Origin of the sequence: Chelatococcus sp. XZ-Ab1 (assembly GCF_029309855.1) — a bacterium.
Taxonomy (GTDB): Bacteria; Pseudomonadota; Alphaproteobacteria; order Rhizobiales; family Beijerinckiaceae; genus Chelatococcus_A; species Chelatococcus_A sambhunathii.
Map to the genome: position 1 here is coordinate 158,850 of NZ_JARKII010000009.1, position 13,423 is coordinate 172,272.

The window sequence follows — 13,423 nt, forward strand, 5'->3', positions numbered from 1 at the left end:
CCTTGCCGCCTTATGCCGTCATTCGGCCGCGGGCGCGAGCCCCCCGTTGATCATCCTTCAGCGCGAGGCGGGCGGCGCGCTGGGCCGTCCACGGGTCGGCGAAGATGCGGCCGTTGAGCGGCGCGTAGGCGCGCGCCGTGGCGTGAAAGCGGAACCGCTCCCCCTCGCGCGCCAGGATGCCGGCCGCCTCGCCGCCCACCTCGATGATGTAGGCGTGGAACATGGCGTTCTCCCGGGGCGTGGTGCATGCGAGCGGCGGGACCGCAGCCCCTCTCCCAACGTTGCGCGGAGAGGGACGGTCCGGCTCGGCGAGGATCGCCCGGCCTCACCAGGCCGGCAGCACCGCGCCCTTGAAGCGCTCGGCGAGGAAGTCGGCCACCTCCTTGGACTGGTAGGCGGCGACCAGCTTGGCGACGAAGGGCTTGTCCTTGTCGGCGGCGCGCACGGCGACGAAATTGCCGTAAGGATTGTCGGTCCGGCTCTCCTGCACCAGCGCGTCGTCGGTGGGGTTCAAGCCGGCGCCGAGCGCGTAGTTGGTGTTGATGACCGCGCCGTCGAGGTCCGGCAGCTGCTTCGGCAGGAGGGCGGCGTCGGTCTCGACGAAGCTCACCTTCTTCGGGTTCTCGGCGATGTCGAGCGGCGTCGCCGTCAGGCCCGTGCCGTCCTTGAGCTTGATGAGGCCGTTGCCGGCGAGGAGGTGCAGCGCACGGCCGCCGTTGCTCGGATCGTTGGGGATGCCGATCTTGGCGCCCTCGGGCAGGGCGGCGAAGTCCTTGTGCTTTGCGGAATAGAAGCCGATCGGCTCGACGATAGTGTAGCCGACCTGCACGATCTTGTAGCCGCGGGCGGCGATCTGTGCATCTAGATAGGGCTTGTGCTGGAAGGCGTTGGCGTCGATGTCGCCGCGGTCGAGCGCCTCGTTGGGCAGCGTGTAGTCCGAGAAGGCGATGATCTCGATGGTCAGGCCGTCCTTGGCCGCGACCTTCCTGGCGACCTCCGCGATCTCCTCCTCGTCGCCGCCGATGACGCCGAGCTTGATGGTCTCGGCGGCGGCGAGGGCCGTGGAGCCAAGGAGGAGGCCGGCTGCGACGAGCGCCCCGAAGGCGCGGCGGTCGAGAGCGAAACGGATCATGATGTCCTCGTGCGTTGTCCGTGCCGGTCCCGCCAAGCCGGCGAGGCACCCGGAAGGTCACGGATGAGCGGATCGGCTGAGAAGGCGCGATTCCGGCTGATGAAAGAAAGGTAGCTTCAGAAAACGGCCGCACCGGGCCGGCTGCGGAAGGGTCCGTCAGCCCATCATGGCGCGACAACACATTCGCCGGCGGGGCCGGGGTGTCGCTTCGTCATGGAACTTCGCCAGAGGCGTCATCGTCATCTCCGATCCTCGAGCCACGAAGACCGTTCGTGGCGCTTTAGCGTTTGGTGACGCGGCGCAAGCTGCATGGGTCAAATCACCGCGGTGCGGCCGCACGGGCAGCCGACACGGGGCGCACTATCGATCCGGCCAACCGGCCTGTCAATCGAAAAATTCCGCTAAACCGGACGATTTGTGCCTTTCTAAGAAACATACTACTCATCTCTGACGTAAAATTGTCCTATTCACATACAGTGCAAAGAATTGTACGATCGGGCAAATATCAGACTGGGATGTGGAATATCGTGCTCACGCCCGAACAGCTCTCGTTGCTCCGCCATGCGGTCATCATCCTCGGTGCCTGGCTCGTCTTCCTGCTGCTCGCCTATGGGGCGCCGCGGCCGGGCGGCGATGGTCCTGCCGCCATGCGCCTCGGCGCGGCGGGCGCGGCTCCGACGACCTCGCAGTGGGATAAATAACAAGTTAGATTTGTATTTTTAATCCAATTTTCGCGTGGTATTGTGTTTAAAGATCAAATTCACGCAAAAGAACGGTGAATTCGTGGGCGGCCTGCGCTACTTCCCGATCTCCTACGATGTCGGCGACCGGCTGGTCGTGATTGTCGGCGGTGGAGACGAGGCTTTTGCCAAGCTGCGGCTGCTCGGACGGTCGCAGGCGCGGCTGCGGCTCGTCGCGCCGGCACTGGAACAGGCCCTTGCGGCGTTCGTCGAAACGAACGGCATCGATCACCGCGCCCGCACTCTCGCTGCCGACGATCTCGCTGAGGCGGCGCTCGTCTTCATCGGCACGGGAGACGAGGGCGAGGATGCGCGCCTCGCCGCGCGTGCCCGCGCCGCCGGCGTGCCCGTCAATGTGGTCGACCGGCCGCACCTGTCGGATTTCGCCGTGCCGGCCATCGTCGACCGCGCTCCCGTGGCCGTCGCCATCTCAACGGACGGGCTCGCGCCGGTTCTCGCCCAGCGGATCCGCGCCGCCGTCGAAGCGATGCTGGCGCCGGAATTCGGCCGGCTGGGCGAGCTTGCCCGCGCGTTGCGCGCGGCCGTGACGGCGGCCATTCCCACCAACAGCGCGCGCCTCAGGTTCTGGAATCGCCTGTTCGACGGCCCGGCGGGGCGCCTCGCGCTCGCCGGCGATCTCGGTGCGGCGCGCCGGGCCGCGCTCAGCGCCCTGTCCGCCGGCGCTGCAGAAGACGGCGTCGTCTGGCTCATCGGCGCCGGCCCCGGTTCGTCCGATCTGCTGACCCTCCGGGCGCAGCGCTTGCTGCTCGAGGCCGACGTCATCGTCCATGACGGGCTCGTGCCGCAGGAGGTGGTCGACATGGGGCGGCGCGACGCCGAACGCATCGCTGTCGGAAAGGCCAAGGGGCGACATTCCGTTTCTCAGTCGGACATTGATGCTCTCATGGTGCGCCTCGCCCGACAGGGCAAGCGCGTGGCGCGCCTCAAGGCGGGCGATCCGCTCGTCTTCGGCCGGGCCGGCGAGGAGCTCGCCGCGCTCAGAGCCGCCGGCATCCGCGCCGAGGTGGTGCCCGGCGTCACCGCCGCGCTCGCGGCCGCCGCCGATGCGCAGGTCTCGCTGACGCTGCGCGGCGTCGCCTCCTCGCTCACCTTCGCCACCGGCCACGGCGCCGAGGGCGGCGAGCCGGCCGGCTGGCCGGCCATCGCCGCTGCCGGCGGCACCGTCGCCGTCTACATGGGACGCACGGTGGCTGAGGAGACGCAGGCGCGCTTCATCGCCGCCGGCGTCGCGCCGGATACGCCGGTGGTCGCCGTGGAAAACGCCGGGCGGATGACGCGCCGGCTGTTCGCCGGCACGCTCGCCGACCTGCCGGCGCTCTCTGCGCGGGCCGATGTCGACGGTCCCGTTCTCATTCTCGTCGGCCCCACGCTCGCCCATGGCGAACTCAAGGGGGCCGAACCCATCGCCGAACCGATCCCCCGCAGGCAGCCGGCGCTCGCCGGCGCCGCCTGAAGGAGCGCCTGATGAAGAAGGATGCGAAGGGCGCCGGTCCCAAGGTCGTGACCGCCAATGCCCTCGACAGCGGCCTCGTGGTCTTCCGCACGGTGGACGGGCGCTGGTCCACCGACATCGCCGAAGCCGAGGTGGCCGAGACGAAGGAGGCAGCCGAGGCCCTGCTCGCCCAGGGCGAGGCGGACAGCGCCCGCAATCTCGTGGTCGACGTCTATCTCGTTGCCATGACCGAGAGCGACGACGGTCGGCTCGTGCCGGTGCTGCTGCGCGAGGCCATCCGCGCCGCGCGGCGCCCCACCATCGTCATGCCGGGCGAAGATCCGTCCGTCATCGCCGCCTGAACCTGCGCATCCGGAGACGACAGTCCCATGTACCGCTACGACGAATTCGACCGGCAGTTCGTGGCCGAGCGCGTGGAGGAATTCCGTGACCAGGTGGCGCGCCGCCTCTCGGGCGAGCTGACGGAAGACGAGTTCAAGCCGCTCCGGCTGATGAACGGCGTCTATCTGCAGTTGCACGCCTACATGCTGCGCATCGCCATTCCCTACGGCACGCTGAATTCCCGCAAGCTCCGGCGGCTCGCCCATATCGCGCGGCGCTACGACCGCGGCTTCGGCCATTTCACGACGCGTCAGAACCTGCAGTTCAACTGGATCAAGCTCGAAGAGGTGCCGGAGATCCTCAAGGAGCTCGCGGAGGTCGAGATGCACGCCATCCAGACCTCGGGCAATTGCATTCGCAACGTCTCGGCGGACCATTTCGCCGGCGCGGCCGCGGACGAGATCGCCGATCCGCGCGTCTATGCCGAGATCCTCCGGCAGTGGTCGTCGCTGCACCCGGAGTTCACCTTCCTGCCGCGCAAGTTCAAGATCGCCGTCGTGGCGGCGGAGGCGGACCGCGCCGCCATCCAGGTGCACGACATCGGCCTGCAGGTGAAGCGGAACGAGGCCGGCGAGACCGGCTTTGCCGTCTGGGTCGGCGGTGGCCTCGGTCGCACGCCGATGATCGGCCGCAAGGTGCGCGACTTCCTGCCCGAGGCGGAACTGCTCAGCTATTGCGAGGCGATCCTGCGCGTCTACAACATGCACGGCCGGCGCGACAACAAGTACAAGGCGCGTCTCAAGATCCTCGTGCACGAGACGGGCGTCGACGAGATCGCGCGCGATATCGAGGCCGAATACGAGGACATCCGCGCCCGCGGCGCCCTGACGATGCCGCAGGAGGAGATCGCGCGCATCCGCGCCTATTTCGCGCCGCCGGCCTTCGCGGAGCTGCCCGCACGCTCCTCCGCCTTCGAGGCGGCCAAAGCCGACAGCCGCAGCTTCGCCCGTTTCGTCGAGCGCAACGTGGCTCCGCACAGGGTGCCGGGCTACGGCATCGTCACCATTTCGCTGAAGGCCATCGGTGCCCCGCCCGGGGATGCGACGGCGGAGCAGATGGAACTGATCGCCGACCTCGCGGAGCGCTACAGCTTCGACGAGGTGCGCGTCAGCCACGAGCAGAACCTCGTGCTGCCGCACGTCAGGCTCGACGACATCCCGGCCGTCCACGCGGCGCTCGCCGAGGCCGACCTTGCGACGCCGAACGCCGGGCTCGTCACCGACATCATCGCCTGCCCCGGGCTCGACTACTGCTCGCTGGCGAACGCCCGCTCCATTCCCGTCGCGCAGCGCATCGCGGAGCGCTTCGCCGACATCGAGCGGCAGAAGGAGATTGGCGAGCTCAAGATCAAAATCTCCGGCTGCATCAACGCCTGCGGCCATCACCACGTCGGCCACATCGGCATCCTCGGCGTCGACCGCAAGGGCGAGGAGTTCTACCAGATCACGCTCGGCGGCTCGGGCGACGAGACCTGCTCGATCGGCGAGATCGTCGGCAAGGGGTTCTCGTCGGACGAGGTCGTCGGCGCGGTGGAAACCATCGTCGAGACCTATCTCAGGCTGCGCGAAGGGCCGCAGGAGACCTTCCTCTCCGCCTTCCGCAGGCTCGGCGAAGCGCCGTTCCGGGAGGCGCTCTATGCCGACGCTTGAGGAGTTGACGCCCGGCAGCGCCGCGCCTGCGCTCGCTGCACGGGCGAGCGAACTCGAGGCCGCTCATGGCGACCTCGGCGCGCTCGCCATCATGCGCCTCGCCATCCGCAAGCTCTTTCCCGGGAGCATCACGCTCGTGTCGAGTTTCGGCGCCGAATCGGCGGTACTGCTGCACATGGCCGCGACCATCGACCGCGACCTGCCAGTGACCTTCGTCGATACCGGCCGGCTGTTCCCGGAGACGCTCGCCTATCGCGACGAACTCGTCGATCTGCTCGGCCTCACCGATGTGCGCACCGTCGGGCCCGATGCTGCGGCGACGGAGCGGCTCGACCCCTATGGCGCCATGTTCGCCATCGACGCCGATGAGTGCTGCCGGCTGCGCAAGGTCGAGCCTCTGGCGCGCGCGATCGCGCCGTTCGAGGCCTGGATCACGGGCCGTAAGCGCTACCAGGCCGCGACGCGAACGGCGATGCCGGTTTTCGAGGCCGATGCGACGCATATCAAGGTCACGCCACTCGCCGCGTGGGGCATGGAGGAGGTGCGCGCCTATCTCCGCGCGCATGACCTGCCGGTCCATCCGCTCGTCAGCCGCGGCTATCCTTCGATCGGCTGCGCGCCCTGCACCACGCCGGTTGTGGCTGGCGAGGACCCGCGCGCCGGGCGCTGGCGCGGTTCGGCCAAGATCGAATGCGGCATCCACGTCTCCAGGGCGGGTGTCGAGAGGAGGAGCGCCTGATGGCTCTCTACAGGAACGGTTCCTTCGTCGCGGACGATCCCTGGCGCATCCTCGGCGCGGACGAGGCCTTGCCGGCCGAGGGGCCGGTGGCGCTGCCCAAGGCGCGCTTCATCGCCGAGCGTGACGGGCTCGCCGGGCGCAATGCGCCGCTCGGCGTCGTCATCGAGGCGGGGGAGGGGCTCGACGGGCTGGAGGACGACATCAACCGCCTGTCGCTCGTCGTCCTGACCTTCCCGAAGTACACCGACGGGCGCAACTATTCGACGGCGCGCATCCTGCGTGAGCGCTTCGGCTATCGCGGCGAATTGCGGGCCATCGGCAACGTGCTGCGCGACCAGCTACGCTTCATGCTGCGCTGTGGCTTCGATGCGCTCGAGATCACGCACGAGGGCACGATTGCGGCGCTTCGCGACGGCCGCATCAACCTCGTCTCCCTGCACTATCAGCCCGCGAGCCGCGACGAGGCTGCCCCGCCCACTGCCGGCGGGCATCCCTGGCGCCGCAGCTCCGCCGGCCGTCTCTGATTTCGCGAAGGACGCCAACGACCATGTATCGCTCCGACGCCGCCGCTCTCTCCATCCTCGAACCGGCCCGGGCCGAGGCGGCCCACGCCGGCCTCACGCCGCATCTTGCCCGCCTCGAGGCGGAGGCGATCCATATCATGCGGGAGGTGGCGGCCGAGTTCCGCAATCCGGTGATGCTCTATTCCATCGGCAAGGACTCGTCGGTGATGCTGCACATCGCCCGCAAAGCCTTCTTCCCGGGCAAGCCGCCATTTCCGCTCCTGCATGTGGACACGACGTGGAAGTTCCGCGAGATGATCGCCTTCCGCGACCAGACGGCGCGTGAGCTCGGCTGGGAGCTCATCGTCCACATCAATCCGGAGGGCAAGGCGCGTGGTATCGACCCGTTCCGCTCCGGCTCGTCCCTGCACACCCAGGTCATGAAGACGGAAAGCCTGAAGCAGGCGCTCGATAAGTATGGCTTCGACGCCGCCTTCGGCGGGGCGCGCCGCGACGAGGAGAAGAGCCGCGCCAAGGAGCGCATCTTCTCCCACCGCAACGCGCAGCACGGCTGGGAGCCGCGCAGCCAGCGGCCGGAGCTGTGGAACCTCTTCAACACCCGCATCAACCCGGGCGAGTCGATGCGCGTCTTTCCCCTGTCCAACTGGACCGAGCGGGACGTGTGGCACTACATCCTCGCCGAGAAAATCCCCGTCGTGCCGCTCTATTTCGCCAAGGAGCGGCCGGTGGTCGAGCGCGACGGCGCACTCATCATGGTCGACGACGAGCGCATGCCGCTCAACCCTGGCGAAAAGCCCCAAATGCGGAAGGTCCGGTTCCGCACGCTCGGCTGCTATCCGCTCACCGGTGCCGTCGAATCCGATGCCGAGACGCTGGAGGCCATCGTCGACGAGCTGATGGCGTCGCGCGCCTCGGAACGGCAGGGCCGGGTCATCGACCGGGACGACAAGGCCTCCATGGAGCGCAAGAAGCGCGAGGGGTATTTCTGATGAACGCCGTCGCAACGCTCGCCCGCCCCGCCCCCTTGCCGGCTGCGCCCGCGCGCGGCCTCCTGCGTTTCCTTACCTGCGGTTCGGTGGACGACGGCAAGTCGACGCTGATCGGCCGTCTGCTCCACGAAACGGGCGCCATCTTCGAGGACCAGTTCGCGGCGCTCGAGAAGGACTCGCGCCGCCACGGCACGACGGGCGGCGACATCGACTTCGCCCTGCTCGTCGATGGACTCGAGGCCGAGCGCGAGCAGGGCATCACCATCGATGTCGCCTATCGTTATTTCTCGACGCCGCGCCGCTCCTTCATTGTCGCCGATACGCCCGGCCACGAACAGTACACCCGCAACATGGCAACCGGCGCCTCGAACGCCGAGCTTGCCATCATCCTCATCGATGCGCGCAAGGGCGTCCTGACGCAGACGAAGCGCCACAGCGTCATCGCGGCGCTCACCGGCATCCGGCACGTCATCCTCGCCGTCAACAAGATCGACCTTGTCGGTTTCGACGAGAAGCGCTTCGACGCCATCGTCGCCGACTACGCGGCCTTCGCCGGCAAGCTCGGCTTTGCGTCCATCGTGCCGATCCCGGTCTCGGCGCGCTTCGGCGACAATATCGCCGCGCCGAGCGCCAACACCCCCTGGTACAACGGGCCGACGCTTGTCGGCCACCTCGAGGAGGTGGAGGTCGAGGCGGCGCGCACGGACGGGCCGCTGCGCTTTCCCGTGCAGTGGGTCAACCGACCCAATCTCGACTTCCGCGGCTTCTCGGGCACGCTCGCCGGCGGCGTCGTGCGCGTCGGCGACGAGGTGGTGGCCTCCTCCTCCGGCAAAACGAGCCGCGTGACGCGCATTGTCACGTTCGACGGCGACCGGGAGACGGCCCGTGCCGGCGATGCCGTGACGCTGGTGCTCGCCGATGAGATCGACGCCCCGCGCGGCGAGGTGCTGGCCGACCCGAAGGCGCGGCCGGCGGTCGCCTCCCGCCTCGCCGCCCGGCTCGTGTGGATGAGCGAGGACACGCTCGCGCCGGGCCGGTCCTATCTCATGAGGCTCGGGACGCGCACCGTGCCGGCCACCGTCCGGACGATCCGCAGCGCCATCGATGTCGAGACCTTCGACGCGCGCGAGGCGGGCAGTCTCGCCCTCAACGGCATCGGTGTCGTCGAGATCGACACCGTGGCTCCGGTGGTTTTCGACCCCTATGACGAGAACCGCGCCACGGGCGCCTTCATCCTCATCGACCGCTTCACCAATGCGACGGTCGCGGCGGGCATGGCGGTCGAGGCCCTCGGGGCGACGAACGTGCACCGCCATGGCTTCGACGTGGATCGGGCGGCGCGCGCGGGGCTCAAGCACCAGCGCTCGCTCGCCGTCTGGTTCACCGGCCTGCCGGGCTCCGGCAAGTCGACCATCGCCAATCTGGTGGAGCGCAAGCTGCACGCCCTCGGTCGCCATACGACGGTGCTCGACGGTGACGACCTGCGCCAGGGGCTCAACGCCGATCTTGGTTTCGACCTTGCGAGCCGCGCCGAGAACGTGCGACGGGCCGGCGAGGTGGCGCGGCTGATGCTGGATGCGGGCCTCGTCGTTCTCTGCGCCTTCGTCTCGCCCGTGCGGGCGGATCGGGAGCGGCTGCGCGAGCGCTTCGCGCCGGGCGAGTTCGTCGAGGTCTTCGTCGACACGCCGGCGGAGGTCTGCGCCGCGCGCGATCCCAAGGGGCTGTATGCGAAGGCGCAGGACGGAAAGATCGCGACCTTCACTGGCGTCGGCCAGGGCTACGAGCCGCCGCTGTCGCCGGACCTCGTGCTCGACGCGGCCGCGGCCGATGCCGAGGCACTCGCCGAGCGGGTCGTCGCCTTCATCGAGCCGCGTATCTCGGGCGCGAGCCTGACGGCGGAGGATTCGGCGGCGCTGTGAGCGTCGCCGGCCCGCGGAAACGGCCTCACGCCGTCTGGCGCGCGACCGGCTTCTTCTCCTCATCCGGCCGGTCGGGCTCGGGCTGCGGAGCTGCCATGATCGCGTCGGCCAGCTGGTCGATGCGCTGCAGCAGCGAGGCATCATCGTCCACTTCAGCCGGCAGCTTGCGAATGTCGCGTTGCAGGCGGTTGAGTTCCCGCTGCAGGCGGGCCCGGTCGGCGCGGGCCTGCTGCAACGCCCCTTCGAGCGACAGTTTCTCGGCGCGCATCAGTTCGACCTCCTCTTCCAAGGCGCGGACAGTCGACCGCCCCCTCTCGTCAGCCGCTGCCGCCTCGGCCCGGAGCTTAGCGATGAGATCGTGCGCATGGGCCAGATCCGCATCGCGCTCGGCGACGACGTTCTCGCGCCGCGAGGCGGCGGCCGATGCCTCGGTCAGGCGCGCGGCATAATCGACCTCGCTCGCCTCCAGCACCTCGATGCGTGTCGCCTGCTCGCGGCGCATCTCGTCGAGCGAGCGGATGCGGGCCGACAGCACCTCCTCATGCGTGCGTGCGCTCTCGAGCAGTTGGTCGCGCTCGGCAAGGCCGGCCTGCGCGGCGGCGAGATCGGCCCGCGTGGCGGCGAGTGTTTGCTCGAGATCGGCGATACGATCGCTATGGTTGGCGAGCTGTGTTTCGAGGCCCGCCACGGCGATGCGTTTCGTATCGATGTCGATCAGCGCATCCTTGTGGGCCGCATCGAGCGCGCGGTAGGCCTCGTCGCGGGCGCCGAGCCTGTCGGTCGTCTCCTTGAGAGCCGCCTCGAGCCGCGCCGCTTCCTCGCGCGTCGCCTCCAGCGTGGCGAGGGTTTCCGCGAGGCGGCTTTCGAGATCGGCGATGGTGGCGGCGAGGGTCGCGCCTTCATCCTCGAGCTGCTTCAGTTCCGCCGTTCGCCGGCCGATGTCCGCGAGCGCCGACGCATGCCGGTTCCGCGCCCGTTCGAGCTGTTGCTCGAGACGGCGCAGCGCCACGGCGAACTCGGCCCGCAGGTGGTCCTTCTCGGCCGTCAGCTCCGCGATCGACAGGGGAAACTGTGCTTCGAGTCGCCGGCGGATCAGGCGCTCGGCCCGGCGGTTTACGGCGGGAAGCACGACGACCGCCAGGAGCGTGGCCGCGAGGAACCCGAGCGCGAAGATCATCAGCGCTTCGATCACGGCCCCGCTTCCCCTTCACGCCCGTTGCGACCGGCCCGCCCCGAGGCCGGCTTTTCCTGAAAATGGCACGCCTCTGCCGCTCTTTCCAGTCAGGCCTCCGTCGAGCGAACCGCTGCGGCTGGACGCTCAGAAGGGATTCCACGTCGCTTCGGGCGTGAACTTCAGGTAGCCGAGGTTGAGGCCGAGGCGGGCGCCGACGCCGGTGCGGATCGGGACAATGGTGATGCCGTTGGCATTCAATGCCGTCATGCCGAAGCCGGCGACCAGATAGGCCGAGCCGTTGACGCCGGCAAAGCGCTGGAACAGCGCGTTCACCGTCGGCAGATTGTAGACGAGCATCATGGTGCGCGCGCCGTCTCCGCCGAAGTCGAAGCCCACCGAGGGGCCCTGCCAGAACACGCGCTGATCGCCGGCATTGCGGGTGTAGAGCACGCCCTCGCCGTAGCGCAGGCCGCCGACGAAGGCGCCCGACGCCTCCTGGCCGACGATGTAGCCATTGGGCTCGCCCCAGCGGCGTACGGCTTCCTCGATCGTCAGCGCGAGCCCGCGCGAGACGTTGCCGAAGGCCTTGTGGCCCGATTGGACGAGTTCCTGGGGCGAGAACGTGTCCTGCCGTGCCGGCGCGCCCTGGGCGAGTGCGACACCGGGCGCCACGAGAAGGAGTGCCGCGACGATCGTCATGGCGGCACGCCAGGCCGCTTTCCAGCTGGCTCGCATCAGCAATACTCCATTCACTTAAGCCCGCCCGCTTCCCATCATGGCGCACAAATCGTTAACGAGATTGCTAAACGGAGGCGAAAGGCCGTTCGTTTCCCGCAAGGATCGCTCCGGCAGCCCTTCTGCGAGGTATTGTGGCAGCGAATCGCGAACGATACGCTCTGCGCCAAAAATGTCGGTGCGAAGGCAGCGCGCTCAGGGCCTGCGGCCTGCTGCGGCGATCGGTGCGGCGTCGCGGGCAAGTGCCGGGTCGCCCCAGGCGATGAAAGGGCCGTTGGCGAAGCCGCCCGTCGTGTTGCCGTAGGTAAGGCGCACGCCGTCCGGCGTCGTCACGAGGCCACCTGCCGCGCTGACGAGCGCATCGCCCGCGGCGACGTCCCACTGCATGGTACGTCCGAAGCGGGGGTAGACGTCCGCCTCGCCCGCGGCGATGAGACAGAACTTGAGGGCCGAGGAAGCGCTGCGCCGCTCGCGCGGGGCAAGGGCGGCGAGGAAACGGTCCGTTTCCGGATCGCCGTGGCGGGCGCTGGCCAGCGCCGTCAACCCCTCGCGCGAGGCTGGCCGGGTGCGGATAGGGCGCAGATTATGTCGCGCTGGCGGTGGGCCGCCGGCAGGCGCGGTTGTCGCGTAGGCTGCTGCGCCGCCAATCCAGAAACGGCCGTCCGCGGGCGTATGGATGACGCCGGCGATCGGGCGGCCCGCGACGACGGCAGCGATGTTAACCGTGAATTCCGATCCGCCGGCCACGAAATCGCGCGTGCCGTCGAGCGGATCGACGAGGAAGAAGGCCTGCCCCTCGCCCAGAGGCGCCGCAGCATCGGCGCTCTCCTCCGAGATCACGCTCACGTGCGGGAAGGCGCGGGCAAGCGCGCCCGAGATGAAGGTCTCCGCCGCGATGTCGGCGTCCGAGCAGGGGCTGCCGTCGTCCTTGGTGCGGGTGGCGAAACCCTGGGCACGGCTTTCGAGGATCCGCGCGCCGGCACCGTGGGCAATGGCGGCGAGGGTCAAGGCGAGGGCGTCGGCGTCGGCAGGGAAGGACGGCATCAGAGGCGCTGGGTCATGGCGAACAGGGGCGGTTGTGCGCAAAATGGCAACGAATTGCAAGCTGCGCACGGGGCGCTCTTCTAGGTCTTGTCGGGGCTTCCGGCCCCGCGCGAAGCAGTGTATCACCGAAAATCGTTCGCGCCCCGTTCCGGGGTGCATCCACCTCGCGTTAGCCCCTTTCGCGGAGCCGCCATGACCGCCGCCGTTACGCTCGATGCGCTCGATCTCGCCGCTCTCCTGTGCAGCCGCGTGTGCCACGACGTCATCAGCCCGGTGGGCGCCATCGTCAACGGGCTTGAAGTGCTCGAGGACGAGAACGATGCGGCGATGCAGGAATTCGCGCTCGACCTCATCAAGAAGAGCGCCCGGCAAGCCTCGGCCCGGTTGCAGTTCGCGCGCCTTGCCTTCGGCGCGGCCGGCTCCGCCGGAGCCTCGATCGATCTCGGCGACGCGGAGAACGTCGCCAAGGGCTTCATCCAGGACGACAAGGTCGCACTCATCTGGAACGTGCCGCGCCTGCTCCTGCCGAAGAACAAGGTCAAGCTGCTGCTCAACCTCATTCTCCTCGCCACCAACGCGATCCCGCGCGGCGGCTCCATCACGGTCGACGCCGAGGTGGACGGCGACGATGCGCGCTTCACCATCGCCGCCAAGGGCGTGAGTGCGCGCATTCCGACCCATGCGGAGCAGTTGCTCGCGGGCAAGGCGGAAGGCGGCAGCGTCGATGCGCATGCGATCCAGCCGTTCTACACCGGGCTCGTGGCGCGGGCGGCGGGCATGGACGCGCGCTTCTCGCTTGTGGACGACACCGTGCTGATCAAGGCCGGCCCGGCTGGTGACTGAGCACCTGCGCGTCATCCGTGCAGGATGGCGCGGGATTTCAACCTAACTTAAACTCTTAGCCCTGACACTGCCCCTCGGAT

General features: G+C 68.7%; 14 protein-coding genes. 9 read left to right on the forward strand and 5 right to left on the reverse strand.

The window, feature by feature from the left end; genetic code table 11:
- Positions 1–10: 10 nt before the first annotated feature.
- Positions 11–223: a hypothetical protein gene (locus P2T65_RS14940; protein WP_055460229.1), complete on the reverse strand. Its 213-nt coding sequence runs from the start codon at positions 221–223 to the stop codon at positions 11–13.
- A 102-nt stretch (positions 224–325) separates the two neighbouring features.
- Positions 326–1,132: a MetQ/NlpA family ABC transporter substrate-binding protein gene (locus P2T65_RS14945; RefSeq protein ID WP_276200082.1), complete on the reverse strand. Its 807-nt coding sequence runs from the start codon at positions 1,130–1,132 to the stop codon at positions 326–328.
- Positions 1,133–1,659: 527 nt separating this feature from the next.
- Here P2T65_RS14945 and P2T65_RS14950 point away from each other — a divergent pair.
- The 8 genes from P2T65_RS14950 (at position 1,660) to cysN (ending at position 9,547) form a co-directional block, all read left to right on the forward strand.
- Entirely contained in the window at positions 1,660–1,833 is a 174-nt protein-coding gene (locus P2T65_RS14950; protein WP_157672579.1) for a hypothetical protein, read from the forward strand.
- 82 nt (positions 1,834–1,915) lie between these two features.
- Complete coding sequence (gene cysG, locus P2T65_RS14955) at positions 1,916–3,346, forward strand: siroheme synthase CysG (RefSeq protein ID WP_276200083.1); 1,431 nt, start codon at positions 1,916–1,918, stop codon at positions 3,344–3,346.
- Between the two features lie 11 nt (positions 3,347–3,357).
- Positions 3,358–3,687: a DUF2849 domain-containing protein gene (locus P2T65_RS14960; protein WP_055460233.1), complete on the forward strand. Its 330-nt coding sequence runs from the start codon at positions 3,358–3,360 to the stop codon at positions 3,685–3,687.
- Positions 3,688–3,714: 27 nt separating this feature from the next.
- A complete protein-coding gene (locus tag P2T65_RS14965; protein ID WP_055460234.1) occupies positions 3,715–5,376 on the forward strand; it encodes a nitrite/sulfite reductase in 1,662 nt (553 codons plus the stop codon).
- The gene (locus P2T65_RS14970; protein ID WP_055460235.1) at positions 5,363–6,115 is read left to right on the forward strand and encodes a phosphoadenylyl-sulfate reductase; all 753 of its coding nucleotides are present in this window, start codon (positions 5,363–5,365) and stop codon (positions 6,113–6,115) included. Before P2T65_RS14965 ends, P2T65_RS14970 begins: the two co-directional genes overlap by 14 nt.
- On the forward strand, positions 6,115–6,639 hold the full coding sequence (locus P2T65_RS14975) for a DUF934 domain-containing protein (protein WP_055460236.1): 525 nt from the start codon (positions 6,115–6,117) through the stop codon (positions 6,637–6,639). The genes P2T65_RS14970 and P2T65_RS14975 overlap by 1 nt, the downstream gene beginning before the upstream one ends.
- Positions 6,640–6,662: 23 nt before the next feature.
- A complete protein-coding gene (gene cysD / locus P2T65_RS14980; RefSeq protein WP_245280582.1) occupies positions 6,663–7,628 on the forward strand; it encodes a sulfate adenylyltransferase subunit CysD in 966 nt (321 codons plus the stop codon).
- Positions 7,628–9,547, forward strand: coding sequence for a sulfate adenylyltransferase subunit CysN (cysN, locus tag P2T65_RS14985; RefSeq protein WP_063185436.1), 1,920 nt, complete (start codon positions 7,628–7,630; stop codon positions 9,545–9,547). The genes cysD and cysN overlap by 1 nt, the downstream gene beginning before the upstream one ends.
- Before the next feature lie 25 nt (positions 9,548–9,572).
- On the opposite strand, the gene P2T65_RS14990 is transcribed toward cysN, so the two are convergent.
- From P2T65_RS14990 to P2T65_RS15000, 3 genes are all read right to left on the reverse strand, one after another.
- Positions 9,573–10,739: a hypothetical protein gene (locus P2T65_RS14990; protein WP_055460238.1), complete on the reverse strand. Its 1,167-nt coding sequence runs from the start codon at positions 10,737–10,739 to the stop codon at positions 9,573–9,575.
- Positions 10,740–10,865: 126 nt separating this feature from the next.
- A complete protein-coding gene (locus P2T65_RS14995) occupies positions 10,866–11,456 on the reverse strand; it encodes a DUF1134 domain-containing protein (protein WP_082464864.1) in 591 nt (196 codons plus the stop codon).
- Between the two features lie 195 nt (positions 11,457–11,651).
- A complete protein-coding gene (locus P2T65_RS15000; protein ID WP_071924261.1) occupies positions 11,652–12,500 on the reverse strand; it encodes a 3'(2'),5'-bisphosphate nucleotidase CysQ in 849 nt (282 codons plus the stop codon).
- A gap of 192 nt (positions 12,501–12,692) precedes the next feature.
- On the opposite strand from P2T65_RS15000, the gene P2T65_RS15005 reads away from it, so the two are divergent.
- The gene (locus tag P2T65_RS15005) at positions 12,693–13,343 is read left to right on the forward strand and encodes a histidine phosphotransferase family protein (protein ID WP_063185443.1); all 651 of its coding nucleotides are present in this window, start codon (positions 12,693–12,695) and stop codon (positions 13,341–13,343) included.
- The last annotated feature ends 80 nt before the right edge of the window (positions 13,344–13,423 follow it).

Coding starts and splice junctions, on each gene's coding strand:
- P2T65_RS14940 (WP_055460229.1), bottom strand. CDS start 223: ATGTTCCACGCCTACATCATCGAGGTGGGCGGCGAGGCGGCCGGCATC.
- P2T65_RS14945 (WP_276200082.1), bottom strand. CDS start 1,132: ATGATCCGTTTCGCTCTCGACCGCCGCGCCTTCGGGGCGCTCGTCGCA.
- P2T65_RS14960 (WP_055460233.1), top strand. CDS start 3,358: ATGAAGAAGGATGCGAAGGGCGCCGGTCCCAAGGTCGTGACCGCCAAT.
- P2T65_RS14965 (WP_055460234.1), top strand. CDS start 3,715: ATGTACCGCTACGACGAATTCGACCGGCAGTTCGTGGCCGAGCGCGTG.
- P2T65_RS14970 (WP_055460235.1), top strand. CDS start 5,363: ATGCCGACGCTTGAGGAGTTGACGCCCGGCAGCGCCGCGCCTGCGCTC.
- P2T65_RS14975 (WP_055460236.1), top strand. CDS start 6,115: ATGGCTCTCTACAGGAACGGTTCCTTCGTCGCGGACGATCCCTGGCGC.
- cysD (WP_245280582.1), top strand. CDS start 6,663: ATGTATCGCTCCGACGCCGCCGCTCTCTCCATCCTCGAACCGGCCCGG.
- cysN (WP_063185436.1), top strand. CDS start 7,628: ATGAACGCCGTCGCAACGCTCGCCCGCCCCGCCCCCTTGCCGGCTGCG.
- P2T65_RS14995 (WP_082464864.1), bottom strand. CDS start 11,456: ATGCGAGCCAGCTGGAAAGCGGCCTGGCGTGCCGCCATGACGATCGTC.
- P2T65_RS15000 (WP_071924261.1), bottom strand. CDS start 12,500: ATGCCGTCCTTCCCTGCCGACGCCGACGCCCTCGCCTTGACCCTCGCC.
- P2T65_RS15005 (WP_063185443.1), top strand. CDS start 12,693: ATGACCGCCGCCGTTACGCTCGATGCGCTCGATCTCGCCGCTCTCCTG.